Origin of the sequence: Salipiger bermudensis, from assembly GCF_019801965.1 — a bacterium.
GTDB lineage: Bacteria > Pseudomonadota > Alphaproteobacteria > Rhodobacterales > Rhodobacteraceae > Salipiger > Salipiger bermudensis_A.
The window spans coordinates 715,010-739,013 of the sequence record NZ_JAHVIA010000001.1; the positions used below are offsets into that span (position 1 = coordinate 715,010).

23 protein-coding genes and 1 riboswitch are annotated in these 24,004 nt (G+C 67.7%); of the genes, 9 read left to right on the top strand and 14 right to left on the bottom strand.

Annotated features, from left to right (window positions below; all coding sequences use genetic code 11):
* Positions 1–53 precede the first annotated feature (53 nt).
* Positions 54–1,055, top strand: coding sequence for a polyprenyl synthetase family protein (locus KUV62_RS03475; protein WP_222602271.1), 1,002 nt, complete (start codon positions 54–56; stop codon positions 1,053–1,055).
* Here the strand turns inward: KUV62_RS03475 and KUV62_RS03480 are convergent.
* Together KUV62_RS03480 and KUV62_RS03485 are read right to left on the bottom strand one after the other, a co-directional pair.
* Positions 1,049–1,930, bottom strand: coding sequence for a 4-(cytidine 5'-diphospho)-2-C-methyl-D-erythritol kinase (locus tag KUV62_RS03480; protein ID WP_222602272.1), 882 nt, complete (start codon positions 1,928–1,930; stop codon positions 1,049–1,051). The two genes, KUV62_RS03475 and KUV62_RS03480, sit on opposite strands and share 7 nt — an antisense overlap.
* Entirely contained in the window at positions 1,920–3,644 is a 1,725-nt protein-coding gene (locus KUV62_RS03485) for a tetratricopeptide repeat protein (protein ID WP_222602273.1), read from the bottom strand. Before KUV62_RS03485 ends, KUV62_RS03480 begins: the two co-directional genes overlap by 11 nt.
* A 213-nt stretch (positions 3,645–3,857) precedes the next feature.
* Between KUV62_RS03485 and KUV62_RS03490 the strand changes: the two genes are divergently transcribed.
* Positions 3,858–6,392: a cation:proton antiporter gene (locus KUV62_RS03490; RefSeq protein ID WP_222602274.1), complete on the top strand. Its 2,535-nt coding sequence runs from the start codon at positions 3,858–3,860 to the stop codon at positions 6,390–6,392.
* Between the two features lie 51 nt (positions 6,393–6,443).
* Here KUV62_RS03490 and KUV62_RS03495 read toward each other — a convergent pair whose 3' ends face one another.
* The 6 genes from KUV62_RS03495 to KUV62_RS03520 all read right to left on the bottom strand — a co-directional run bounded on the left by KUV62_RS03495 (position 6,444) and on the right by KUV62_RS03520 (position 12,302).
* Complete coding sequence (locus tag KUV62_RS03495) at positions 6,444–6,734, bottom strand: 4a-hydroxytetrahydrobiopterin dehydratase (protein ID WP_222602275.1); 291 nt, start codon at positions 6,732–6,734, stop codon at positions 6,444–6,446.
* A complete protein-coding gene (locus KUV62_RS03500; RefSeq protein WP_222602276.1) occupies positions 6,731–7,930 on the bottom strand; it encodes a GNAT family N-acetyltransferase in 1,200 nt (399 codons plus the stop codon). Before KUV62_RS03500 ends, KUV62_RS03495 begins: the two co-directional genes overlap by 4 nt.
* Positions 7,931–7,976: 46 nt before the next feature.
* Positions 7,977–8,726 (bottom strand): glycerophosphodiester phosphodiesterase family protein, encoded by a 750-nt coding sequence (locus tag KUV62_RS03505; protein WP_410000829.1) that lies wholly within the window; start codon positions 8,724–8,726, stop codon positions 7,977–7,979.
* 5 nt (positions 8,727–8,731) lie between these two features.
* Positions 8,732–9,193 carry a RidA family protein gene (locus KUV62_RS03510; RefSeq protein ID WP_222602277.1) on the bottom strand — a complete coding sequence of 154 codons (462 nt, stop codon included), beginning with the start codon at positions 9,191–9,193 and terminating at the stop codon, positions 8,732–8,734.
* A gap of 74 nt (positions 9,194–9,267) precedes the next feature.
* A complete protein-coding gene (locus KUV62_RS03515) occupies positions 9,268–10,575 on the bottom strand; it encodes an HlyD family type I secretion periplasmic adaptor subunit (protein WP_222602278.1) in 1,308 nt (435 codons plus the stop codon).
* Positions 10,572–12,302: a type I secretion system permease/ATPase gene (locus KUV62_RS03520; protein ID WP_222602279.1), complete on the bottom strand. Its 1,731-nt coding sequence runs from the start codon at positions 12,300–12,302 to the stop codon at positions 10,572–10,574. The genes KUV62_RS03515 and KUV62_RS03520 overlap by 4 nt, the downstream gene beginning before the upstream one ends.
* A gap of 202 nt (positions 12,303–12,504) precedes the next feature.
* On the opposite strand from KUV62_RS03520, the gene KUV62_RS03525 reads away from it, so the two are divergent.
* Positions 12,505–13,257 (top strand): VacJ family lipoprotein, encoded by a 753-nt coding sequence (locus tag KUV62_RS03525; protein ID WP_222602280.1) that lies wholly within the window; start codon positions 12,505–12,507, stop codon positions 13,255–13,257.
* Positions 13,257–13,859, top strand: coding sequence for a phospholipid-binding protein MlaC (locus tag KUV62_RS03530; protein ID WP_222602281.1), 603 nt, complete (start codon positions 13,257–13,259; stop codon positions 13,857–13,859). Before KUV62_RS03525 ends, KUV62_RS03530 begins: the two co-directional genes overlap by 1 nt.
* A 19-nt stretch (positions 13,860–13,878) precedes the next feature.
* On the opposite strand, the gene KUV62_RS03535 is transcribed toward KUV62_RS03530, so the two are convergent.
* Positions 13,879–14,367, bottom strand: coding sequence for a peroxiredoxin (locus KUV62_RS03535; RefSeq protein WP_222602282.1), 489 nt, complete (start codon positions 14,365–14,367; stop codon positions 13,879–13,881).
* 87 nt (positions 14,368–14,454) lie between these two features.
* Here KUV62_RS03535 and KUV62_RS03540 point away from each other — a divergent pair, with 87 nt between their 5' ends.
* The 3 genes from KUV62_RS03540 to KUV62_RS03550 all read left to right on the top strand — a co-directional run bounded on the left by KUV62_RS03540 (position 14,455) and on the right by KUV62_RS03550 (position 17,277).
* Positions 14,455–15,663 carry an NAD(P)/FAD-dependent oxidoreductase gene (locus KUV62_RS03540; protein ID WP_222602283.1) on the top strand — a complete coding sequence of 403 codons (1,209 nt, stop codon included), beginning with the start codon at positions 14,455–14,457 and terminating at the stop codon, positions 15,661–15,663.
* On the top strand, positions 15,660–16,217 hold the full coding sequence (rsmD, locus tag KUV62_RS03545) for a 16S rRNA (guanine(966)-N(2))-methyltransferase RsmD (protein WP_222602284.1): 558 nt from the start codon (positions 15,660–15,662) through the stop codon (positions 16,215–16,217). Before KUV62_RS03540 ends, rsmD begins: the two co-directional genes overlap by 4 nt.
* 91 nt (positions 16,218–16,308) lie before the next feature.
* Positions 16,309–17,277, top strand: coding sequence for an MBL fold metallo-hydrolase (locus tag KUV62_RS03550; RefSeq protein ID WP_222602285.1), 969 nt, complete (start codon positions 16,309–16,311; stop codon positions 17,275–17,277).
* 209 nt (positions 17,278–17,486) lie between these two features.
* On the opposite strand, the gene KUV62_RS03555 is transcribed toward KUV62_RS03550, so the two are convergent.
* The 4 genes from KUV62_RS03555 to KUV62_RS03570 form a co-directional block, all read right to left on the bottom strand.
* Positions 17,487–18,464: an ABC transporter substrate-binding protein gene (locus tag KUV62_RS03555; RefSeq protein WP_222602286.1), complete on the bottom strand. Its 978-nt coding sequence runs from the start codon at positions 18,462–18,464 to the stop codon at positions 17,487–17,489.
* The gene (locus tag KUV62_RS03560) at positions 18,461–19,201 is read right to left on the bottom strand and encodes an ABC transporter ATP-binding protein (protein WP_222602287.1); all 741 of its coding nucleotides are present in this window, start codon (positions 19,199–19,201) and stop codon (positions 18,461–18,463) included. The genes KUV62_RS03555 and KUV62_RS03560 overlap by 4 nt, the downstream gene beginning before the upstream one ends.
* On the bottom strand, positions 19,194–19,955 hold the full coding sequence (locus tag KUV62_RS03565) for an ABC transporter permease (RefSeq protein WP_222602288.1): 762 nt from the start codon (positions 19,953–19,955) through the stop codon (positions 19,194–19,196). Before KUV62_RS03565 ends, KUV62_RS03560 begins: the two co-directional genes overlap by 8 nt.
* Positions 19,956–20,004: 49 nt before the next feature.
* The gene (locus tag KUV62_RS03570; RefSeq protein WP_222602289.1) at positions 20,005–20,616 is read right to left on the bottom strand and encodes a Ykof family thiamine-binding protein; all 612 of its coding nucleotides are present in this window, start codon (positions 20,614–20,616) and stop codon (positions 20,005–20,007) included.
* Positions 20,609–20,715: riboswitch (TPP riboswitch) on the bottom strand. It overlaps the preceding gene by 8 nt.
* A 135-nt stretch (positions 20,716–20,850) precedes the next feature.
* Here KUV62_RS03570 and KUV62_RS03575 point away from each other — a divergent pair.
* Positions 20,851–21,813 (top strand): endonuclease/exonuclease/phosphatase family protein, encoded by a 963-nt coding sequence (locus KUV62_RS03575; protein WP_222602290.1) that lies wholly within the window; start codon positions 20,851–20,853, stop codon positions 21,811–21,813.
* A 145-nt stretch (positions 21,814–21,958) separates the two neighbouring features.
* On the opposite strand, the gene KUV62_RS03580 is transcribed toward KUV62_RS03575, so the two are convergent.
* Positions 21,959–22,837 carry a mechanosensitive ion channel family protein gene (locus KUV62_RS03580; protein ID WP_222602291.1) on the bottom strand — a complete coding sequence of 293 codons (879 nt, stop codon included), beginning with the start codon at positions 22,835–22,837 and terminating at the stop codon, positions 21,959–21,961.
* Between the two features lie 152 nt (positions 22,838–22,989).
* Between KUV62_RS03580 and map the strand changes: the two genes are divergently transcribed.
* Positions 22,990–23,844: a type I methionyl aminopeptidase gene (gene map, locus KUV62_RS03585; protein WP_222602292.1), complete on the top strand. Its 855-nt coding sequence runs from the start codon at positions 22,990–22,992 to the stop codon at positions 23,842–23,844.
* Positions 23,845–24,004: the final 160 nt, after the last annotated feature.

The following is a 24,004-nucleotide window of genomic DNA, read 5'->3' on the forward strand; positions in this document are numbered from 1 at the left end:
CGGGGATGTAAGGACAGGGGCGCCTCCTTGTCGAGGCCGATACCGAGGGTTTGATGGGTTTGGATACGCCGATGCAGAAGCCGCATGACCGGCTCGCCACGCTGCTGACCGGGGACATGGACGGGGTCAACGCCCTGATCCGCGAGCGCATGGCGTCGAAGCACGCGCCGCGCATTCCCGAGGTCACCGCGCATCTCGTCGAGGCCGGCGGCAAGCGCCTCCGCCCGCTGCTGACCCTCGCCTCGGCGCGGCTCTGCGGCTACGAGGGGCCGTTCCATGTCCATCTCGCGGCGACCGTGGAGTTCATCCACACCGCGACGCTGCTGCATGACGACGTGGTCGACGAGAGCAAGCAGCGCCGGGGCCGCCCGACCGCCAACCTGCTCTGGGACAACAAGTCGAGCGTTCTGGTGGGCGATTACCTCTTCGCCCGCGCCTTCCAGCTGATGGTCGAGCCCGGCAACCTGCGGGTGCTCAACATCCTCTCGAACGCCGCCGCCACCATCGCCGAGGGCGAGGTGCTGCAGCTTACCGCGGCGCAGGATCTGCGCACCAACGAGGACATCTACCTGCAGGTGGTGCGCGGCAAGACCGCGGCGCTGTTCTCGGCGGCGACCGAGGTCGGCGGCGTGATCGCCGGCGTGGCCGAGGAGCAGGTGCAGGCACTGTTCGATTACGGCGACGCGCTGGGGATCGCCTTCCAGATCGTCGACGACCTGCTCGACTACCAGGGCGACAGCGCCGCCACCGGCAAGAATGTCGGCGACGATTTCCGCGAGCGCAAGCTGACCCTGCCGGTGATCAAGGCGATCGCCGCCGCCGATGACGAGGAGCGCGCCTTCTGGAAGCGCACCATCGAGAAAGGCGACCAGCAGGAGGGCGATCTCGAGCAAGCTCTGACGCTGCTCGAGACGCATGGCGCGCTGGATGCGACCCGCGCCGACGCGCAGGCCTGGACCGACAAGGCCAAGGCCTCGATGCAGAAACTGCCGCAATCCGAGCTGCGCGACCTGCTGGTCGAGCTCGCCGATTTCGTGGTGTCGCGGGTCTACTGACCCCGCGGCGCCGCCAGCGCCGAACAATCGCCCAGCACGCCGCTCGCCACCCACCATCCCGGCTCTGCCGCAGCGATGGCCTCGGCGGACGCTTGCGCCTCCTTCTCGGACAGAAACAGCCCGAAGCACGTGGCCCCCGAGCCCGACATGCGGACGAGACTGCAGCCCGGCTGGCCTCCGATCCGGGCGAGCACGTCGCGGATCGCGGGCTGAACCGCGCAGGCGGGCGCCTGAAGGTCGTTGCGCATCTCGTGCAGGAAAGCGATCAGCTCCGCCGCGTCCGCCATCTCCGGAATGTCGTCCGGCATCGGTGTGTTGTCGCGGCTCTCGAGGGCGCGGAAGACCGAGGGCGTCGAGACCTGCAGGCGCGGGTTGACCAGAACGGCTGCCACCGGCGGCAGCGCCAACGGCGTGAGCCGCTCGCCGATGCCCTGCGCCCGCAGGGGCCGGGAGGCGACGCACATCGGAACATCCGCCCCCAGCGCAAGGATCGCCGCGCCGTGCCGCTCAAGCAGCGCCTGCGGCGACGCATCGCTGCCGCCCCAGGCCGAGAGCCCGCGCAGGGCCGCGGCGGCATCGGCCGAGCCGCCGCCGATGCCGGAGGCCGCCGGCAGCGCCTTGTCGAGATGCAGCGCCGCGTCTCCACCCAGCAGGGACGCCGCCTTCATCACGAGATTGCTGCCATCCTCCGGCACGCCCTCGGCCTCCGGGCCAGAGACCCGGAGCGACAGGCCCTCGCCTTCGGAAATCGTCAGAAGGTCACCGACCGGCGCGAAGCTCACCAGCGAATCCAGCATGTGATAGCCATCCTCGCGGCGGCCGGTCACATGCAGGGTCAAATTGATCTTGGCCGGTGCGAAGACCTCACTCGCCATTGGCCATCTTGAGCGGCGGCTTGCCTTCCTCGGCGAGCACCTTGTCGAGCCCGACCTCCAGCTTCTGGCGGATGCGCTCGGGATCGATCTCGTCGGAGGCGTCTTCCCAGTCGATGAAGCTCAAGGCGCGCTTCCACTGGAACTCGGCCTCGAGCTTGCGCCCGACCGCCCAGTAGACATCGCCCAGGTGGTCGTTGACCACCGGATCGACCGCCATCAACTCGGCGGCGCGCTCCATGTGGACCACCGCCTCCTCGTAGCGGCCAAGGCGATAGAGCGCCCAGCCGAGGCTGTCGATGATGTAGCCGCTCTGCGGCTGCGCCGCGACCGCCTGCTCGATCATCGAGAGTGCCTCGTCGAGCTTCTCCTGCTGCTCGACCAGAGAGTAGCCGAGATAGTTGAGAACCTGCGGCTGGCCTGGGTTGAGCTCGAGCGCCTTGCGGAAATCGGTCTCGGCCATGCCCCATTTCTTCAGCCGCTCGTTGCTGATGCCGCGGGCGTAATGCAGGAACCACAGCGAGGGGTTCTCCTCGTCGAAGCTGGCCAGCGCGGCATCATAGGCGGCCACCGCCTCGTCGTAACGCTCGAGCTGGCGCATCATGTCGCCCAGCGCCGACTGCACCGTGGCCTGACTGCCATGGGTGCCTGCGAGCTGCTCGAGCACCTCGACCGCAGCATCGACCTTGCCGCTCGAGCGCAGCGCCTCGGCGCGGCCGAGCTCGGCGGCGTGGTAGGAGGAATCGTCGCGCGGGACCTGCTTGTAGGCGGCCACCGCGAGGTCATACTGATCGAGCGCCTCGAGCAGCGAGGCGGTCATCAGGATCGCGCCGGAATGATCCGGGCGCAGGTATTGCGCGATGCGGGCGTAGAGCAGGGTGAAATCGTCATCCGCCTCGTTGGCGAGCGCGCCGGCGAGGGTGTAGAACACCTCGGCAATGCCGTCTTTCGGGGAATTCACGTAGGTGAAGGGCAGGCGCTCGCCCTCGACCAGCCGCTGCCGCATCTCGGCGAGGCCCGGATCCATCGGCGGCGGGAAGCCCTCGTCGATCATCGCCACCGCCTCGTCCTGACGGTCGAGCTGACTGAGGATCTCCGAGCGCGCCATGACCGCGCGGCGGGTGTATTGCATGCTGCCGGCACGGTTCTGGGCGAAGATCGCCTCGGCGCCCTCGAAATCGCCGACCGAGGCCAGCGCCATCGCCTTGTGGTAGAAGGCGAAGGGGGCAAGGCCACGCTCTTCCGAGACCGCGTCAAACGCCTCGAGCGCGCCGCTCATCTCGCCCTGGCCGAGGATCGACCAGGCCTCGACCAGACCGTCGACCAGCGGTCCGATGGCGGTCTTCTCCTCGATCCGCGCCAGAAGCGCGTCATAATCGCCGCTCTGGGCGAGCTTGGCGATCTGGGCCATGTGGCCGACCTGGCTCTGGAAGCCCTGCTCCGACAGGCGATCGGCCAGCGCCACCGCGCGCTCGACATCGCCGAGCGACAGGTTGGCAAGCGTGGCCCGTTCAAGCAGCGCCGGGTTGCCCGGATCATAGGCCACGGCGCGGCCGTAATACTCGGCCGCGGCCTTGAAATCTCCGTTGAAGCTGGCCTGACGCGCGGCGAGGTAATCGCCAGCAAGGCTTGCCGCGGCGGCTGGTGCCGCCACGCCTGCGATCATCGTCAGCGCAAGCGCCGTGTTGCGAAGAAGCCCGAGAGCCTTGCCTGCCATGCCAGTGCCTCCTTTTATCGGTTGGCCAAGCCTATAGGCGCCTGCCTTGCCGCGCAATGCGCAGGCGGATCACGCAAGCGTCACCAGACGGCATGTCCTTGCCGATCGCCGCCCCGGTGATCGCCGCTTGCCGCTCGCGGTTGCGTGAAATGGGGCGTTTCCAACGTTTTCAGACCTTCCGAAGACAGGGTGTTTGCCGCTATTGCGTGGGCCATGGACATCGTTGTTGTTACGACCGTCATCGCGTCGCTGTTTCTTGTCATCGGTCTGGCCGAGCCGCTCGCGGCGCGTTTGCGGCTGCCCTATAGCGTGATCCTCGCCGTGCTCGGCATCCTGATCGCCGCCGGGGCGATCTTCTTCCTGCGCACCACGCTGACCGACGCGCTCAACCCGGTGGCCGAGGCGATCCTCGGCCTGCCGATCCGCGCCAGCGTGTTCCTCTACGTGTTCCTGCCGACGCTGCTGTTCCAGGCGACGCTGGGGCTCAACATCCGCCGGATGATGGACGACTGGGTGCCGATCCTGTTGATGGCGGTTGGGGCCGTCGTCGTGGCGACGCTCAGCGTCGGCTACGCGCTGTCATGGTTCTCGACCCTGCCGCTGGCCGCCTGCCTGCTGATCGGCGCGATCGTCTCGACCACCGACCCCTCGGCGGTGATCTCGATCTTCCGCTCCCTTTCGGCGCCGCGCCGGCTGGCACGGATCATCGAGGGCGAAAGCCTGCTCAACGACGCCGCCGCCATCGCGCTCTTCGGGTTCTTCCTCGGCTTCGTCATGCTCGGCCTGCCCGACCCCACCCTCGAGGACGCGCTGAGCCAGTTCCCGCTGCTGATCTTCGGCGGCGCGCTGACCGGCTGGATCCTCGCCCGCATCGCGGTGCGGCTGATGGGGATTTTCGGACGCTACGAGCTGGCGCAACAGTCGATCTCGGTGGCCCTGCCCTACCTCGCCTACATCATCGCCGAGCAGAGCATCGGCGCCTCCGGAGTGATCGCCGTGGTCGCCGCGGGCCTCACGCTCAACATCGTCGGACCGGGCCGGCTGCCGCCCGAGGCCTGGACCAACCTGCGCGAGGTCTGGGACCTGCTGGCGCACTGGGCCGGGGCGCTGATCTTCATCCTCGCCGCCCTGCTGATCCCCCGGATGCTCGAGGAGTTCCGGCTCTCCGACGCCGGGCTCGTGCTCGTCGTCGTGCTCGCCGCAATCGCCGCCCGCGCCTTCATCCTGTTCTTCGTGCTGCCGATCATGGGGCGGCTTCGCCTGTCGCCGCCGGTCGAACGCCCCTACCGCAGCGCGATCCTCTGGGGCGGGTTGCGCGGCGCCGTCACCCTGGCGCTGGCACTCGCAGTGACTGAAAACTTCCGCGTGCCGGTCGAGATCAAGCGGCAGGTCGGCATCCTCGCCACCGGCTTCACCCTATTCACCCTGCTGGTGCAGGGCACGACGCTGCGCTGGGTGATCGGCAAGCTCGGGCTCGACCAGCTCTCGCCGCTCGACCAGGCGCTGTCGAAACAGGTGGTGGCGGTGTCGTTGCAAACGGTGCGCGAAGACGTCTCGCGCACAACGGCGAATTACGATCTCGACCAGCGCATCGTGCGCGGCGAGGCCAAGCGCTTCGGCGATCGGCTCGAGGAGGCGGTCAAACAGGCCGAGGAAGACACCGAGATCCTCGACAAGGACCGCGTCACGCTGGGCCTGATCGCGCTGGCCGGTGCCGAGCGCGACACCATAATCGAGCGCGTGCGCGATCACTCGATCTCGTCGCGGCTGTCGGAAATCCTTCTGTCCGATGCCGACCGGCTGATCGAAGCCACGCGCACCGGCGGCCGCAGCGGCTATCGCCGCGCCGCGCGACGCGTGGTGGCCTATGGCAAGGGCTTCCGGGTGGCGGCAGTGCTGCACAACCGGCTCGGCCTGTCCGGACCGCTGGCCCGGCTCACCGCCGACCGGTTCGAGCTCCTGCTGTCGCAGAAGCTGATCCTGCGCGATCTCGACGGCTTCATCCACGGCCGCATCCGCCGCATCCACGGCCGCCGCGTCTCCGACCTGCTGACCGAGCTGCTCAACCGCCGCGTCGAGACCGTCAACACCGCGCTCGAAGGGCTGCGGCTGCAATACCCGGGTTATGCCGAAACGCTCGAGCGCCACTTCATCCGCCGCACCCAGCTGCGGCTCGAGGAGCGCGAATACAACGCCATGCGCGCCGATGGGCTGATCGGGGAAGAGCTGCACACCTCGCTTATGCAGGAGATCGCCGACCGCCGCGCCGCCAGCGAGAAGCGGCCGCGCCTCGACGTGGCCCTGCAGCGCTCCGAGCTGGTGCGGCAATTCCCGCTGTTTTCCGATCTCGACGCGCCCTCGGTCAAGCAGCTCGCCCGGGCGCTCTCTGCGCGCTACGTCAACCCCGGGGACGTGATCCTGCGGCCCGACAGCACGGCGCGCAGCGTCTATTTCATCGCCAACGGCGCGGTCGAGCTGGAGCGGGGCGGCCAGACATGGCGGCTGGGCCGCGGCGAGATGTTCGGCCAGCTCGCGATCCTGACCCAGAAACCGCGCCGCTTCGAGTCGCGCGCCATCGTGCCAAGCACCCTTCTGGTGCTCGACGAGGCGCGGTTCCGGCGGTTGCTGAAGCGCAGCGAGACCCTGCGCGAGGCGGTCCGGGCCAGTGCCGAGAAACGCGGCGTCGATCCCGACACGATCATCCCGGCCGGCGAACCGAAACCCCGAAAGAAAAAGACCCCGGCCTGATCGGGCCGAGGTCGTGATCCGCGCTACCGGCGGAGCCATGCCCGCACGGGATCAGAGCGTATCGAGCTTGCGCGCCAGCTTGGCGTCGAGCGCCGAGAGCCCGCCCACGTCATGGGTCGAGAGCGTCACCTCGACGGTCTTGTAGACATTGCTCCATTCCGGGTGGTGATCCCATTTCTCGGCCCAGAGCGCGGCGCGGGTCATCCACGAGAACGCCTCGGTGAAATCCGCAAACTCGAAGGTCTTGTGGATGGCGTCGCGGCCCTCGACCATCTCCCAGCCGGCCTCGAAGAGCGGGGCGAGCATGGTGTCGCGGGCGGTGTCGGAGAGTTTCTCGGTCATTCCTGTTCTTCCCTATGGTCCTTTCGGAACGGGCCATAGGCGGTGAGGATCTCGATATCCTCGCCAATGGCCCGCCGCTCCTCCTCGAGATAGCGCGCCACCGCCTCGGCGAAACCCCGGTCGGCGATCCAGTGCAGCGAGTGGGTCTCGGTCGGCAGGTATCCGCGGGCCAGCTTGTGCTCGCCCTGCGCCCCGGCCTCGACCCGCGCCAGCCTGTGTCGGATGGCAAACTCGATGGCCTGATAATAGCATGCCTCGAAATGCAGGCAGGGGTGATCCTCGACGCAGCCCCAGTAACGGCCATAGAGCGCATCGCGGCCGATGAAGTTGAGCGCGCCCGCCACGTCGCGCCCGTCGCGCATGGCCACCACCATGGCGATATCGTCGCGCAGCGTCTCGTGGGCGATCTCGAAGAAGGCGCGCGTGAGGTAGGGCGAGCCCCATTTGCGCGCCCCGGTGTCCTGATAGAACCGCCAGAAGCTGTCCCAGTGCTCGGCCGCGATCTCGTCGCCCACCAGCATCCGGATTTCGCCGCCGAAGCCCTGCGCGGTGCGGCGCTCCTTGCGGATGTTCTTGCGCTTGCGCGAGCTGAGGCTTTCGAGAAATGCGTCGAAATCCGCGTAGCCGTCGTTTTCCCAGTGGAACTGCTGGGTGACCCGGCGCAGCAGCCCCATGCGCTCGCCGGCGATGGCCTCGGCCTCGGTGCAGAAGGTGGCGTGCAGCGAGCTCAGCTCGTTCTGCGCCGCGAACTGCACCGCGCCCTGCACCAGCGCCGACATGCCGGTGGCCTCGTGGCCGGGCCTGGTCAGGAAGCGCCGCCCGGTCGCCGGGGTGAAGGGCACTGCGATCTGCAGCTTGGGGTAATAGTCGCCGCCTGCGTTCTCGTAGGCATGGGCCCAGCTGTGGTCGAAGATGTATTCACCCTGGCTGTGGCCCTTGGCGTAGAGCGGCGCCACGGCGATGATCTCACCATCGAGCTCGGCGCTCAGATAGCGCGGCTCCCAGCCGGTGCCGCGCCCGACCGAGCCCGAGGCTTCCAGCGCGTGCAGGAAGCGGTGGGTGGTGAACGGATCCTTGGGCCGCCCGCCATCCGCCGCTTCGGGGCAGGCGCAGGCATCCCAGTCGCCCGGCGCGATCTGGTCCAGCGATGTGAGGATGTTGACGGCGATGGTGCCGCCGGGGCTTTGATCGGTCATGCGTGTCTTCCCTGCTGGCCACTATCTGGCCTGCAGCGCGCCGGGTTCAAGCCGCGTATCCCTCGAACGTGATGTTGTTGGCAACCGCGCGCGCCACCGCCTCATCCTCGGGCGAGCGCACCGTCCAGCACAACACGGGAACCCCGGCGGCGCGCAGCTCGGCCACGCGCGGCGCGTTCAGGTCGCGCCAGTCGTGGCTGATGAAGCAGGCACCGGTGCGATCGAAATCCGCGATGGCGCGCAGCCCGGCGAGCCGCGCCTCGGGCAGCTGCTCGGCATCCTCGCCTTCGTAGGCACAGGTGGTCAGCCCGCGCGGAATACCCGGCGCCAGCGCGGCCAGCGCGGCCACCGAATGCGGGTTGAACGACATCAGCGCCACCGGGCCGTCATAGCCGTTCAGGGCCTCGGCGGCGGCCGCCTCGAGCGGGCCGACATCAGGGCCCATCGCGCCGTCCTGATCCTTCACCTCGACCAATAGCGGCACCTGCCCGGCCACCAGCGCCAGCACCTCGGCGAAGGTCGGGATGCCCCTCGAGCCATGTCGGAGCGGGATCGCCCCGAGCGCGGAGGCGCTGCGCGCCCGCACCGGGCCGGTTTCGGCGGTCAGCCGGTCGAGGTCGTAATCGTGGAACACCATCGCGACGCCGTCGGACGACAGCTGCAGGTCGATCTCGATGCCGTAGCCGGCCTCGATCGCGGCGATGATCGCCTCGACCGAGTTCTCGGGCCGGCCCGCCGCGATGTCGTGATAGGCACGGTGCGCGATGGGCCGGTCGAGGAAGCTTGCGGGAAGCATGGTGCTCAGGCGATCTCGAAGATGCCTTCGATCTCGACCGCCACGCCCATCGGCAGCGACGCGGCAGAGACCGCCGAACGCGAGTGGCGGCCGGCATCGCCCAGCACCGCGACCAGCAGGTCCGAGGCGCCGTTGATCACCTTGGGCTGGTCGGTGAATTCGAGCGTGGAGTTTACGAAGCCGGTCAGCTTCACCACGCGCTTGAGCTTCGACAGGTCGCCTCCGCAAGCCGCCTTGACCTGCGCCAGCAGGCCCAGCGCGCAGGCGGCCGCGGCCTTGGCACCGGCCTCGACTTCCATGTCGGCGCCGAGCTTGCCGAGGATCAGCCCGTCGGGGCCCTGGCTGATCTGGCCGGAGACGAAGACGAGGTTGCCGGTCTGCACGAAGGGCACGTAATTGGCGGCGGGTGCGGGCGCCTCGGGCAGGGTCAGGCCAAGCTCGGCAAGGCGGGCATCGATATCGCTCATGGGAACCTCCGGATGTGAGTCGGCGCGAGGCTATCCGCCCCGCGCCGCAATGGAAATAGCCGCTTGAGCCGCGATCAGCTTTCGCGGAAGGCCTTCGAGAAGTAGTCGGTGAAGGGCTTCACGAGATAGGCCAGGGGCGTGCGATCGGCGGTGCGCAGATAGGCCTCGACCGGCATGCCGGGGATCAGCGTGCTGTCTTCCGGAAGCTTGCTCAGCTCGCCCTCGTTGAGCACGATCTCGGCGCGGTAGTAGCTTGCCGAGGTCTGCTCGTTGGTGAAGGCATCGGCCGAGATCTGCGTGACCGTGCCGAAGAGCTCCGGCGTGGTGCGCTGGTCGAGCGCCGAGAAGCGCAACGTCACCTCCTGGCCGACATGGGTCTGGTCGATGTGGATCGGCTCGATGTTCACCGCGATCACCAGCGGACGATCCTGCGGCACGAGGTAGAGCACTGGATCGGCGGCCCGGATCACCGAGCGCGGCGCGAACACCGTCATGCCATAGACCACCCCCGCCACCGGCGCGGTGATCTCGAGCCGCTTGAGCTGCTCGATCAGGGCCAGGCGCTGTTCGGCCAGCTCGCGGCTGCGATACTGCATGTCGCGCAGGGTGGTGATCGCCTGCTCGCGGCGGGCGGTGTCGAGCTTGATGATCTCGATGTCGATCTCGGTGATCTCGCCCTCGGCCTGCGCCTTGGTGGCCACCAACTCGCCGCGCTCGCCGGCAAGCCGCGCCGCCTCGCGCTGGAGGGTCAGAACCCGGCTGGCCTGCGCCAGACCGCGATCGAGCAGCGATTGCTGGCTCGCGAGCTCTTCCTCGACGAAGGACAGCTGCGCTTCCAGCGCCTCGACCTGGGACTCGACGCCCTCGATCTGGTTGCCGATCTGGTCGCTGCGCTTGTTGAGCTGCTCGACCTCGCGATTCCTCGAATCGCGGCGGGCGAAGAACAGGTTGCGCTGGCCGCTGACCAGCTCGGCGACCTCGTCATCTGTTTCCACCCGCTCCAGCAGGATCTCGGGGAAAACGACCTCGTCGGCGCCGTCGCGCTCCGCCTCGAGGCGCGACCGGCGGGCCAGCAGCTCGAAATACTGGCCTTCGACGATCTTCAGCTCGGAGCGCAGCAGGGTTGGATCGAGGCGGATCATCACTTGGCCCTCGGCGACTGTGTCGCCCTCCTCCACGAGGATCTCCTGCACGATGCCGCCATCGACATGCTGGACGACCTGCCGGTTCTGATCGACCTGGATCTGGCCGCCGGCAATGATCGCGCCCGAGATCTCGGTGGTCGCCGCCCAGGTGCCGAAGCCCGCCACCAGGATGAGCAGGGCCATCAGGCCGAAGGTCATCGGCGTGCGCAGCGAAAAGCCCTTGTCGTCGTCGCTCATCTGACCCCTCCCGGCCCGGCCGCATTGGCAATCTGTTCGTGGTTCTTGACGCGCGAGCGCATGACCTCCTCCTTGGGCCCGAAGGCCGCCCGGGTGCCGTGCTCGAGCATGAGGAGCATGTCGCACTCGCGGATCGCGGAGGGCCGGTGTGCCATGATGATCACCGACCTGCCCTCTTCCTTCATCGTGCGGATCGCCCGGTTCACCGCTTCCGACCCCTCGTTGTCGAGGTTCGAGTTGGGCTCGTCGAGCACCAGCAGCACCGGCTCGCCATACATCGCGCGGGCCAGCCCGATGCGCTGCATCTGACCGCCCGAGAGGCGGCCGCCGGTGGCCGACACCTTGGTGTCGTAACCGTGCGGGAGCTTCAGGATCATCTCGTGGGCGTCGGCCTTCTTGGCCGCCTCGACGATCTTGGCCGGGTCCGGCGTCTGCGACAGGCGCGCGATGTTCTGGGCGATGGTGCCGTTGAACAGGGTGACGCGCTGCGGCAGGTAACCGATATGCTCGCCCAGCGCCTGCCCGTATTGATCGAGCGCCGCGCCGTCGAGACGGATCTTGCCGCCCGCCGGCTTCCAAGTGCCGGTGAGCGCGCGCGCCAGCGTCGACTTGCCGGCGCCGGACGAGCCGATGACGCCCAGCGCGTGGCCGGGCTCGAGGGTGAAGCTGACCAGCCTGAGCGACGCCTGATGCTCACCGGGCGGCACGATGGTGAGCTGGGTCACCTCGAGGCGGGCCTGCGGCTTGGGCAGCGGCAGGCGGGCCGGCTCCGGCGGCTCCTCGCCAAGCAGCTGGGCCAGGCTGTCCCAGCCCTTGCGGGCCCGGGTGACGGCCGGCCACTGGCCGATGGCCAGCTCGATCGGCGCCAGCGCCCGCCCCATCAGGATCGAGCCCGCGATCATCGCGCCCGCGGTCAGCTCGCCCTGCAGCACGAGATAGGCGCCAAGCCCGAGCATCGCCGATTGCAGGAACAGCCGGAAGGTCTTGGTGGCGACGGTGAAGGTGCCGATGATGTCGGTGGTGCCGATCTGGCCGCGCAACGCATCGGAGCGGGCGGCGTTCCAGCGGCGGAAGGCATCCTCCCGCATACCCAGCGACTGCACCATCTCGGCCTCGTTGCGGATCTCGTCGGAATTCCGCTCAGCCACCAGCAGCGCATGGTTCGACTTCAGCGTCGGGTTGCGGCTGAACATCTGGTTCAGCGCAGTGACGGCGATGAGCACCAGGCCGCCGGCCAGGGCCAGGTAGCCGAGCCAGGGGTGGAAGACGAAGATCCCGGCGATGAAGAACGGCGTCCACGGCATGTCGAAGAAGGCCATGAGCACCGGCGAGGACATCAGCCGCTGGATCGATTCCAGATCCTTGAGGCCGGTGGCCGACAGCTCGTCGGGCTTGACCGCCGCGCGACGCATCACCGCATCGAAGACGCGCACGTCCATCGCAGCCTGGAAGCGCGCGGCGACCCGCGCCATCACCCGGCCGCGGGCATAATCGAGAATCCCCATCATGCTGTAGAGGAACAGAACCAGCGCCGAGAGCGCGAGCAGGGTCGCGACCGAGCGCGATCCGAGCACCCGGTCATAGACCTGAAGCATGTAGAGTGGCCCGGTCAGCATCAGCAGGTTCACGAAGAAGCTGAAGATCGCGACGAACCAGTAATAGGGTCGGCTTTGGCGGCGAGCGGCGACCAGTTCGTCGCGCCCCGCTTCTTTCGAACGCGGTGTCATCGGAAAATGCGCTCTCCTTGGGTCGTATATGTTTGCCGCATAAAGTGCGGATAAGTCCTTAACGAATGGGCTGTCGCCATTCCGTCACAGGCTTGTGACCTGCGCGGCAGCGGCTTGTGGCTCGGGCCCAATCTGCAAGTATGGTCCTTCTTATAGCAAGAACGGAATTTTCCAATGCACCATAATTTTAGGTAACTGCGACATGCCGACACCGAAGACCGTTCTTGCTCTTTGCGCCCTCCTGTCGCTCGCAGCCTGCGCCGTTCCCGGCCCCGGCGAGGCGCCGGACGGCATCTACGATCCCCAGGAAGGCGCCAATCGCCGCATCCACGCGTTCAACAAGCGCGTCGATTCCGCGCTTGGCGGCGGCGGTGACGGCGGCGCCAGCGCCATCCCCGCCCCGATCCTGGCCGGTGTCGCCAACATGGCCGACACGCTGCGCACGCCGCGGACCGTCGTCAACCAGGTGCTGCAGGCCCGGCTCGGCCGCGCCACGCGCAACACGCTGCGCTTCGGCGTCAACGCCACCGTCGGGATCGCCGGGCTGTTCGATGTCGCCAGCGGGATCGGGCTGCCGGAAGACAAGAGCGACTTCGGGGAAACGCTGCATGTCTGGGGCTTCCCGGAAGGCGCCTATATCGAGCTGCCGCTCATTGGCCCCGCCACCGAGCGCGAGGCGGTCGGCAAGCTCGTGGATATCGCCCTGAATCCTCTCGGCTATGTCTACCTGCCCTCCCCCGAGCGCTACTACTCGGTCGGCATTCGCGCCGCCGGCAAGGTGGCGGAGCGGGTCGAATACGGCGACACGCTCGACACGCTGCTCTATGACAGCGCCGACAGCTACGCGCAGACCCGCAACAGCTACCTCTCCTACCGGCGCTACCAGCTGGGGGATACAGAGACCGGCGCGGCGGACTATATCGACCCAGAGGCATTGGACACGGAGGGATTTTGATGACCCGGCATTTTCTAACCCGCAGGGAAATGATCAGCGGCAGCGCGGCGGCGGCCCTCTGCGCCCTTGTGCCAGGCGCCGCGCTGGCGGTGACCGCGGCGCAGGCCTCGGCGCTGGTCGAACGCATGCTGGCCGACATCAACCGGGTGATCGAGTCCGGCAAGTCGGAAGCGGCGATGATCGCCGATTTCGAGCGTATCTTCCGAAGCTACGGCGACATGCCCTATATCGCGGCCTACGCGATGGGCGCCGACGGACGCCGCGCCACCCCGGCGCAGAAGAAAGCCTTCACCAATGCTTTCGCGGGCTATGTCAGCCGCAAATACGGCAAGCAGTTCCGCAAGTTCATCGGCGGCAAGCTCGAGATCCAGGGCAGCAAGAAGGTCAAGAACGCCTACCAGGTCTCGACCGTGGCGCTGCTGCGCGGCCAGTCGCCCTTCGACGTGACCTTCTTCGTCGGCGAGAAATCGGGCCGATTCTACAACATGTATGTCGAGGGCGTGAACATGCTGCTCACCGAGCGGACCGAGGTCGGCGCCATGCTCGACCGCCGCCGCGGCGACATCGACGCCATGATCGCCGACCTCAAGCGCGCCGGCTGACCGGCGCGCAGGGGCAGTCTTACATCGCCTCGAGCAGGCTCTCGCCGGCCGAGATCTCGCATTCGCCCGGGCTGGCCTCGGCGTGGAACAGGGTGACCGTGCCGTCCTCGACCAGCATCGCGTAGCGCTTCGAGCGCCCGATCAGGCCCGCCGGCGGCGCGGTGAAATCCATGCCGATCGCCTTGGTGAAGGCGCTTTCCGGGTCGCCCAGCATGGTGATCCCGGCCTCGCTGGCGCCGGTGGACTCGCCCCACGCCTTCATCACGAAAGGATCGTTGACCGAGACGCAGATGATCTCGTCGACGCCCTTTTCCGCGAAGCCGTCCTTGGTGCGGATGAAGCTCGGCACATGCGCCGAGTGACAGGTCGGGGTGAAGGCTCCGGGCACCGCGAAGATCACCACCTTGCGGCCCGAGACCTTGTCTTCGAGCTTGACCGTCTCGGGGCCGTTTTCCCCGAATTGCACCAGCGTTGCGCCGGGCAGCGTGTCACCTTTGGAAATGGCCATGTCGCGCGTCTCCCTAGATTGCGTTTTCCGACGTCAGGGATATAGGCTGCGCCCGAATAGGCAAATGCAAAAACCGGGGGCAGGCAGATGAGCAATGTGGTGGTGATCGGAGGCGGCCAGGCCGGCGCCTCCCTGGTGGCGCGGCTGCGCTCCAAGGGCTTCGACGGCAAGATCACCTTGATCGGCGCCGAGCCGGTGCCGCCTTACCAGCGCCCGCCGCTCTCCAAGGCCTACCTGCTGGGCGAGATGGAGGAGGAGCGCCTCTTCCTCCGCCCGCGCGCCTACTATGACGAGCAAGACATCGAGCTGGTGCTGAACGCACCGGTCACCGCCGTCGATACCGAAGCCCGCGCGATCATCGCCGACGGGCGCAAGATCTCCTATGACGACCTCGTGTTCTGCACGGGCTCCAACCCGCGCAAGCTGCCGGCGGCGATCGGCGGCGATCTCGACGGCGTGTTCTGCGTGCGCGGCATCGCCGATGTCGACGCCATGAAGCCGCGCTTCACCGAAGGCGCCAGCGTGCTCATCGTCGGTGGCGGCTATATCGGGCTCGAGGCGGCGGCGGTGGCCGCCAAGCTCGGCCTCAAGGTGACGCTGGTCGAGATGGCCGAGCGCATCCTGCAGCGCGTCGCCGCCCCCGAAACCGCCGACTACTTCCGCGACCTGCACACGGCGAAGGGCGTCGACATCCGCGAGGGCGTGGGGCTCGGAAAGCTCACCGGCACGGATGGCAAGGTGACCGGTGCCGAGCTGACCGATGGCAGCACGCTGCCGGTCGATTTCGTCATCGCCGGCGTTGGCATCCTGCCGGCGCTCGAACTCGCCGAGGCCGCCGGCATCGACATCGAGAACGGCATCCGCACCGACGCCACCGGGCGCACCTCGGCGCCCAATGTCTGGGCCGCCGGCGATTGCGCCTCCTTCCCCTATCGCGGCGCGCAGATCCGCCTCGAGAGCGTCGGCAACGCCATCGACCAGGCCGAGGCGGTGGCCGACAACATCATGGGCGTGGGCCGCGCCTACGAGGCCAAGCCGTGGTTCTGGTCGGACCAGTATGACGTGAAGCTGCAGATCGCCGGGCTGAACACCGGCTACGACCGGGTGGTGGTGCGCAAATCGGGCGATGCGGTGTCGCACTGGTACTACGCCGGCGCCACGCTGCTGGCGCTAGACGCGATGAACGATCCGCGCGCCTACATGGTCGGCAAACGCTTGATCGAGGCCGGGAAGTCGCCCGAGCCGGAGGCCGTGGCCGACCCCGAGACCGACCTCAAGGCGCTGTTGAAAGCGTGAGGATCATCGCCGGAGACTGGCGCGGACGGGCGCTTACCCCGGTTGGCAAGGGCGATCCCCGGGCGCATCTGCGCCCGACCACCGACCGCGTGCGCGAAAGCCTGTTCAACATGCTGGGCGGTGGCCGCTTCGGCGAGCCCTTCGAGGGCGCCCGCGCGCTCGATCTCTTCGCCGGCACCGGCGCACTGGGGCTCGAGGCGCTGTCGCGCGGCGCCGAGGCCTGCACCTTCGTCGATGACGGCCGCAAGGCGCAATCGCTGCTGCGCGACAACATCCGCCTGCTGGGCTGCGCCGACCGCACGACGCTGATCCCGCGCGACGCTTGCCGCCTGCCCCCGGCAGAGGCGCCTTGCGACCTCGTCTTTCTCGACCCGCCCTACGGCAAGGATCTCGGCGCCCGCGCCCTGCAGGGCGCCCGCGCCGCCGGCTGGATCGCGCCCGAGGCGCTGATCGTCTGGGAAGAGAGCGCGCCGCAACTGGCGCCCGAGGGCTTCACCCTGCTCGACACCCGCCGCTACGGCGACACCCACGTGACGGTGCTGCGCGCCGGCTGAGCGCGGCGCGGCCTTCCCGCTGGCATTCGCGCCCGCATCCTGTATCTTATTCGCATATGTCTATTCGTGCGACGAGAGAGGGAGGCTCCGCATGACGCTCTTCAAACCCAGCCGGCGGGATATCCTCGCGATGGCCGCCGCGGCTCCGGCGCTGACCCTGCCCGCGATCGGCCGCGCCGAGCTCGGCGCCCCCGCCACCGGCAACCCGACGCATTTCGCCTTCACCCTTGGTGAGGCGAAGATCACCGTGATCTCCGACGGCTCGCTGCAGCTGCCCACCGATGGGCTCGGGGTGAATGCCGATCCCGCGGAGGTGAAAGCCTTCCTCGAGCAACACTTCCTGTCGCCCGAGATCAACTACTCTCACACCAACCACCTGCTGGTCGAGATCGGCGAGGCCATCGTGCTGGTCGACGTGGGCTCCGGCAACCGCTTCCTCGACACCGCCGGTCGGCTGATGGCCAATCTCGATGCGGCCGGGATCGATGCCTCATCGATCACCCATGTTGTGATCACCCACGCCCACCCCGACCACATCTGGGGCATCCGCGATGATTTCGACGAGGCCATCCTGCCCGATGCCGCCTATTTCCTCGGCCAGGCGGAGCATGATTTCTGGATGCAGGACGGGCTCGCGAGCCAGGTGCCCCTGGAGATGCAGCAGTTCGTGGTGGGCGCGCAGAACTCGATCCAGGTCGACGGCGCCGACTGGCAGATGATACGCGACGGGCAGGAGATCGTCCCCGGCCTCCGAGTCCTCGACACACCCGGCCACACGCCGGGCCACATGAGCCTGATCGTCGAGTCCGGCGGCCAGCAATTGCTCGTCACCGGCGACGCCATGAGCCACGCCTACACCAATTTCGCCCACCCGGAGTGGTACAACAGCTTCGACATGGATGGCGAGGTCACCGTGACGACCCGCAAGCGCCTGCTCGACATGGCGGTGGCCGATCGCATGGCGGTACTTGGATACCACTTTCCCTTCCCCGGTGTCGGCCACGTCATGCGCGAGGGCGAGGCCTATCGCTTCGTGCCGGCGCTGTGGAAATGGAGCTGATGCCGCGTCCTTGCCGCTGACCTGCACGCGCGGCACCGGACGGCCTGCCTCCGGCGGGAGTATTTTTGACGAAGAGAAGCCAGAAGTGCTCCGCTCATGTCTTCTCTGGTTTAGAAATACCTCGGGGGTGAATTGGCGCATCGCGCCAAGAGGGGGCAGCGCCCCCTCCGCGTCTCTTCTATGCCCCTCGGGCCTGCGGGCGGGGACGCTCAGTCAGCCCGCCAGCTCTGGTCGAACCAGTCCGACACCCCGCCCGGCCAGGCGAGCGCTGCGCCATCGGCGCCGCGCAGCACCTCGCTGCCATAGAGGAACTTCGCCATCGCCTCGAGCCGCTCCGGGTCGATCCGGCCCACCGGCGTGGTGCCATCGGTGAGATAGCCGCCCGCGTCGATCGCCGCCATCGAGCCACGCACCAGCGCCTCGTTCGGGAAATCGCCGGCAGCGATCAGGATCTCCGCCGCCTCCTGCGGATGCGCGGCGGCCCATGCGTAGCCCTTCTCGGTCGCGCCCATGAAGGCCGCCAAGGTCTCGGGCGCGGCGCTCAGGGTCTCGGTGCGGGTGCCGATATAGCCGCCCTGCGGCTCGGGGACGCCATAATCCGCGTAGATGAAATGCGACTGGTCACGCCCGAGAAGTTCGCTGTTCACCCCTTCCCAGGTGGCAACTTCGAGGGTGAAATCCACTGCGCCGGAGGCCAGCGCCTCGTAGGCACCGGTGCCAAGCGTCACGGTGTCATAGACAGCCCTGCCGCCATCGTTCTCGATCATCGTCGAGATCAGCGCATCCTCCCAGGCGCTGCCGAAGCCGGCATAGGTCTTGCCCTCGAGATCCGCGGGGCGCGAGATCTCGGCATTGTCGCTGTTGTAGACCAACCGGCCCGCCTCCCGCTGCATGGTGACCCAGAGCGCGGTGATCTCGGCGCCGCCGGCCTTGGCGCTCATGAAGCCGAGCGCGGTCATGTAGGCGAAATCCACCGCCCCGGCGGCCAGCAGCGCGGTCGAGGCGCTGTCGGAATAGGGCAGGATCTCGACCTCGAGACCCGCCGCGTCATAGAAGCCTTTCTCCTGCGCCACGACGAGGCCGACATGGTTGGTGTTCAGGGTCCAGTCGAGCGCGATGCTCACCTCTTCGGCCTGCGCCACCGGCGCGGCGAGGCAGGCCATCAGGGCCAGGGAAATGCGGGTCATCTTGTGTCCTCCAGGAGCAGGGTTTTGAGCGCCGAACGGGTCTCGGCCAGGGCGGCCTCGCTGCGCCCGGCGCGGGGGGTGGGAATGGCGATGTCGGCGATGATCCGGCCAGGGCCCCTGGCCATGACCAGCACCCGGTCGGCGATCTGGGTCGCTTCGAAGAGATCGTGGGTGACCATCAGCACGGCGCGCGGCGTCTCTTCCAGTCGGGTGAGGAGCCAGTCCTGCATGGCCAGCCGCGTCACCGCGTCGAGCGCCGAGAACGGCTCGTCGAGCAGCATCACGTCGGCCTTTTGCACCAGCGTGCGCAGCACAGCGGCGCGCTGGCGCATGCCGCCGGAGAGCTGGTCGGGAAAGCTCTGCTCATGCCCCGCGAGGCCGAAGGCCGGGAACAGCGCCTGAACTTCGCGCCGCGCCACGGCGCGCGCGCTGCCGCGGATCTCGAGGCCGAGCGCGGCGTTTTCCAGGATGGTGAGCCAGGGAAACAGCGTGTCCTGCTGCGGCTGGTAGGCGATGGCCCGGTCGGGCAGCGTCAGCGCCACCCCGTCCAGCCGTGCCTCTCCGGTGACCCGCAGCTCTGGCGCGAGCACGCCGGCCAGCCATTTCAGCACCGAGCTCTTGCCGCAGCCCGAGGGGCCGATCAGACAGGTGAGCCGCCCGGTGGCGAGGGTGAGAGATAGGTCTTCCACGAGGGCCGTCTCCCCGGCATGGATGTTCAGCCGACAGACCTCAAGCATCGCGCGCCCCCCGGAAGCGGCGCCCGGTCGCGCGGTCGACGAGCTGGATCAGTGCCAGCAGCGACAGCGTCAGCAGGGCCGAGACCACCACCGCCGAGAGCACCAGATCGGCTCGGAAGGTGTTTTTCGCGGTCAGGATGTAGATGCCGAGCCCGCGCCGCGCGCCGGCATACTCGGCGAAGATCGTCGCCACGATGGCATAGGTCGCCGAGATCCTGAGCCCGGCGAAGAAATGCCCGCGCGCGGAGGGCAGCGTGGCGCGGCGGAACACCTGCCAGCGCCCGGCCCCCATCGAGACGAGCTGATCGCGGAACGCCCGCGGCAGGGTCGCGTAGCCGGCCATCAGGCTCACCACCATGGGGAAGAAGGTCACCAGGATGACGAGCAGCACTTTCGGCAGCAGCCCGAAGCCGAACCACAGCACCATCAGCGGCGCCAGCGCCACGATCGGTACGGTCTGGCTGGCGACAAGCAGCGGCAGGAGCCCGCGCCGCAACCAGCCAGCGAAATGCAGCAGCACCGACAGGACGACGGCGAAGAGCACAGAGAGGCCGAACCCCACCGTTGCGACCCCGATGGTCGCTGCCGCATGCGTGGCGATCCGGCGGCGCTCGATCCAGAGGCCGTTCGCCACGTCGCTCGGCGCCGGCAGGACCAGCGGCGAGGCGCCGCTCAGGGTGACGTAGCCCTCCCATCCGACAAGGAAGGCCACGGCCAGCAGCAGGGCCGGAAGGATATGTCGCAGAAACACCATGCATTACCGAACGGCGCGGACGCGTAAGCGCCCTGCCGTCCCTGCGCGATCAGCGCAGGCTGGGGCTGTTGGCGGAGGCGGTCAGGTCGATGGTGACATGGCCCTGCGCTGGCCCGAAGCGCAGGAAGGCCTGCTGCAGGGTCGCGAACACCGCGCCGGCATCGCCGCGCAGCCGGGTGCAGAAGTTCTTCGAGCGCAGGAAGGTGCCGCTCTTCTTCAGGAAATCGATGCAACCATAGATCTCTTCCATGTGGTCGCCGCCACCCATGACGTAGAGCGAGAACTGCACGTCGATCTCGACGCCGGCGACGGGCGCGCCGGTCACCGCCTCGGCCGCCAGCGCCTGCCGCTCCGCGAGACCTTGCTCCTGGGCGCGCTCCAGCGCCTCGCAGCGGCAGCTCGGGTCATCGGGCTCGCCGGGGCAACCACGCGACAGGGTGACATGCATGGTCACGTGCTCGGGGCGGCGGGCGGCGGCAGCGAACAGATCTCGGATTGCCGCGAAGAGCGCCTCGGGCGCACCGACCATCAGGGTCGACATGTCGTCGGTCTCGATCCGCAGGTCGGAACGGTAGGAGGTGAGGGCTTCGAGCCCGTCGGTGATGACCGCCACGAAATCGGACGTCATCGGATATAGCGACACTTGCGCGCCTATGAACATGATAGCACCTCGCTCCGCTGGTATTATCCAGATCAGCTGTAAGAGGGTTCGCGCGATCGCGCATCTCAGCCCCGGAAAGGAGCACCCCTGGTTATGTGCGGCCACCCTGTGCCAGCGCGGATGGGATGTCAACCGGGGGTCGGAAAGCGCCAGGAGAGCGGCGGCGACTTAAAAACCGCGCGCTCCGGTGCTATCATCGCGGGCACCCAGACCGCTGGTGCGAGGCCGTTGCCGATGCCGCCGTTTCCAAGACCGCCGTTCAGCTTCTCCTACGATCCCGCCGTGGAGATCGATCGTCTCCGCGCCTGGCGCGACACCGAGCCCGGGCGCGCCATCCCCGCGCGACAGGACGGCAAGCTGCTGCTCGGCAGCTGGAACATCGCCAATTTCGGCGATGCCGCGCAGCCGCGCAGCGATGACGACCTCCGCATCATGGCCGAGATCCTGAGCTGGTTCGATCTCATCGCCATCCAGGAGGTGAAGGAGGACCTGAGTGATTTCCGGCGCTTGCAGGCGGCGCTCTCGCCCGGCTACGGCGCAGTGCTCTCCGACCAGGCCGGCAATGACGAGCGCATGGTCTTCCTCTTCGACACCACCCGCGTGAGCCGGCTAGAGCTGGCGGGAGAGATCGCCATTCCGCCGGCGGCGCATCGCTACATCAAGCTGCCGACCACCAAGCAGAGCTTCCACGGCTTTGACCGCAATCCCTATGCGGTGGCCTTCCGTGCCGGCCAGCGCGAGTTCACCGTGGTCAATGCGCATCTCTATTTCGGCAAGGACAACGGCCATTCCCGCAACCGCCGTGCGCTGGAATGCTATGCGCTCGGCCGCTGGGCCGATCTGCGCCAGCGCCGCGGGCGGGCCTATTCGGAGAACGTGGTGGTGATCGGAGATCTCAACATGCCCGCGACGGAGCCGGGCGATCCGGTCTTCGATGCCCTGACCCGGCGCGGGCTGCACATTCCCGAGCACCAGACCCGCATCGGCACGGTGATCGGCGGCGACAACCAGTATGATCAGCTCGCCTTCCTGCCGGGCGATGCCGGGCGGGCCTTTATCACCGACGGGGTCTTCGATTTCGATGGCGCGGTCTTCGGCGATCTGTGGACGGCGCGCGGCGCTCAGCCCTTCGACGCCTTCGTCCGCTTTCACATTTCCGATCACCGGCCGATCTGGGCCCAGTTCGACACCGGTTGATGGCCCGCGACACACCGAAAGACGGCCCGCGCGCACCGCTCCGCAAGATGGTGCGTGGGCGGCACGACATGATATCGCGCCGCCTTGAACCGACGCGGCGACCGGACCGATGCCTGCCGTGCCCGGCTTGCTGTCCTCGTCGCCCCTATTGCGCCGCGATGGCGCCGTCCTCGTCGCGCTCGACCATCAGCGTACGCGTCGGGAAGGGGATGTCGACCCCGTGCTGGTCGAGCGCTTCCTTCACCTTGCGCTTCATGTCGGCCTGGTACTGGAAGTAATCGGCGCTCTCGACCCAGACCCGGACGAGGAAATCGACCGAGCTGTCGTTGAGGTTGTTGACCTGGATGAAGGGCTCGGGATCGGATTTCGAGCGCTCATCGGCCATGATAGTGCTCAGGATCACCTCTTCGGCGGTCTTGAGATTGGCACCGTAACCCACGCCGAAGGTCCATTCCGCGCGGCGGGTGCTGTAGACGGAGTAGTTCTCGATCACGTTGCCCCAGATCGAGGCGTTGGGCACGATTACCTGGGTATTGCCGATCGAGGCCAGCTCGGTGGTGTTGAGGGTAATGTCCTTCACCGTGCCCATCTCGCCGGCCACCTCGATGAAATCGCCGAGCTTGAAGGGCCGGAAGACGATGATCATCACCCCTGCGGCGACATTCGACAGCGTGCCCTGCAGCGCCAGTCCGACGGCAAGACCGGCGGCGCCCAGCGCGGCGATGATCGAGGTCGTCTGGATACCGAGATTGTTCAGCACGATCAGCCCGGTGAAGACCAGCACCACGTAGCGGGCGATCTGGCCGAGGAAGGCGAAGAGTGTGTCGTCGAGCCGCGCACTGCGCTTCGAGATCGCCACCACCCGGCGGCGGACCCAACCGGCAATGAGGAAGCCGACGAGAAGGATCAGCAGCCCGGTGACCACGTTGCCGAGGATTCCCGCGAGGAAATCCAGGGTGAGCACGTCCGACAGGGAAGTGCCGTTGTAGATCTCGGTATTCATGACATTGTCGAGCTGTTCCATCGTCCCTCGTCCGGTTTATCGCGTTATGGCATCGTTCCTGACGCTCTCATGGGCAACACGCAAGGGGAGAGCGGGGTTCCGGCGGTCCCCTCTGGCAAAGCGGCGCGCGAGGGTTTAAGTAACGAACTCGAATTCAAACGGAGCGCGCAGCCTTGAGACATGACACCGGCGGACGCCTCACCCGCGATGGCATCCGCATTCACGACCCCGAAGATTTTGCCGGCATGCACGCCGCCGGCGCCGTCGCCGCGAAGATCCTCGACGACGTCGCGCCGCATGTGCAGCCCGGCCAGACCACCGGTGGTCTCGAAGCGGTGATCCGCGCCGCGGTCGAGGCCTCGGGAGCGACCTCGGCCACCATCGGCTATCGCGGCTACCAGCACGCCAGCTGCATCTCGGTGAACCACGTGGTCTGCCACGGCATCCCGGGCAGCAAGATCCCCAAGTGGAAGAACGACAACCACGCCCGCATCGATGACACGCTGCTCGACGGCGACATCCTCAACATCGATGTCACCGTGATCGTCGATGGCTGGTACGGCGACACCAGCCGGATGTACGTCGCCGGCGAGGCCAAGCCCTATGCCCAGCGCCTGATCCAGGTGACACATGACGCGCTGATGATCGGCATCGAGCAGGTCAAGCCCGGCAACACCTTCGGCGATATCGGCCACGCCATCCAGAGCTTCGTCGAGGGCCACCGCATGTCGGTGGTGCGCGATTTCTGCGGCCACGGCCTTGGCCGGGTGTTCCACGCGCCGCCCAACGTCCTGCATTACGGCCGTGCCGGCAGCGGACCGCAGCTCGAGGAAGGCATGTTCTTCACCATCGAGCCGATGGTCAATCTCGGCCGCCCCGAGACCAAGGTGCTGAAGGACGAGTGGACCGCGATCACCCGCGACAAATCGCTCTCGGCCCAGTTCGAGCATTCGGTCGGCGTCACCGCCGACGGGGTCGAGATCTTCACCCCCTCCCCCGGCGGCCTGTTCCACCCGACCTCTGTATAAGCTCGGGCGCCCGCTGAACGGCCGATGCGGTGGCGGTGACGCCGCCGCTTTGGACTGGGTTTGGGGAAAGGCGCTTTTGGGTGACCTGGGGCGCTGCGGTCGCGGGCGCGCCGGTTCGGGGGCGCTGCCCCCGTCCGCGCGGAGCGCGGACTCCCCCGGA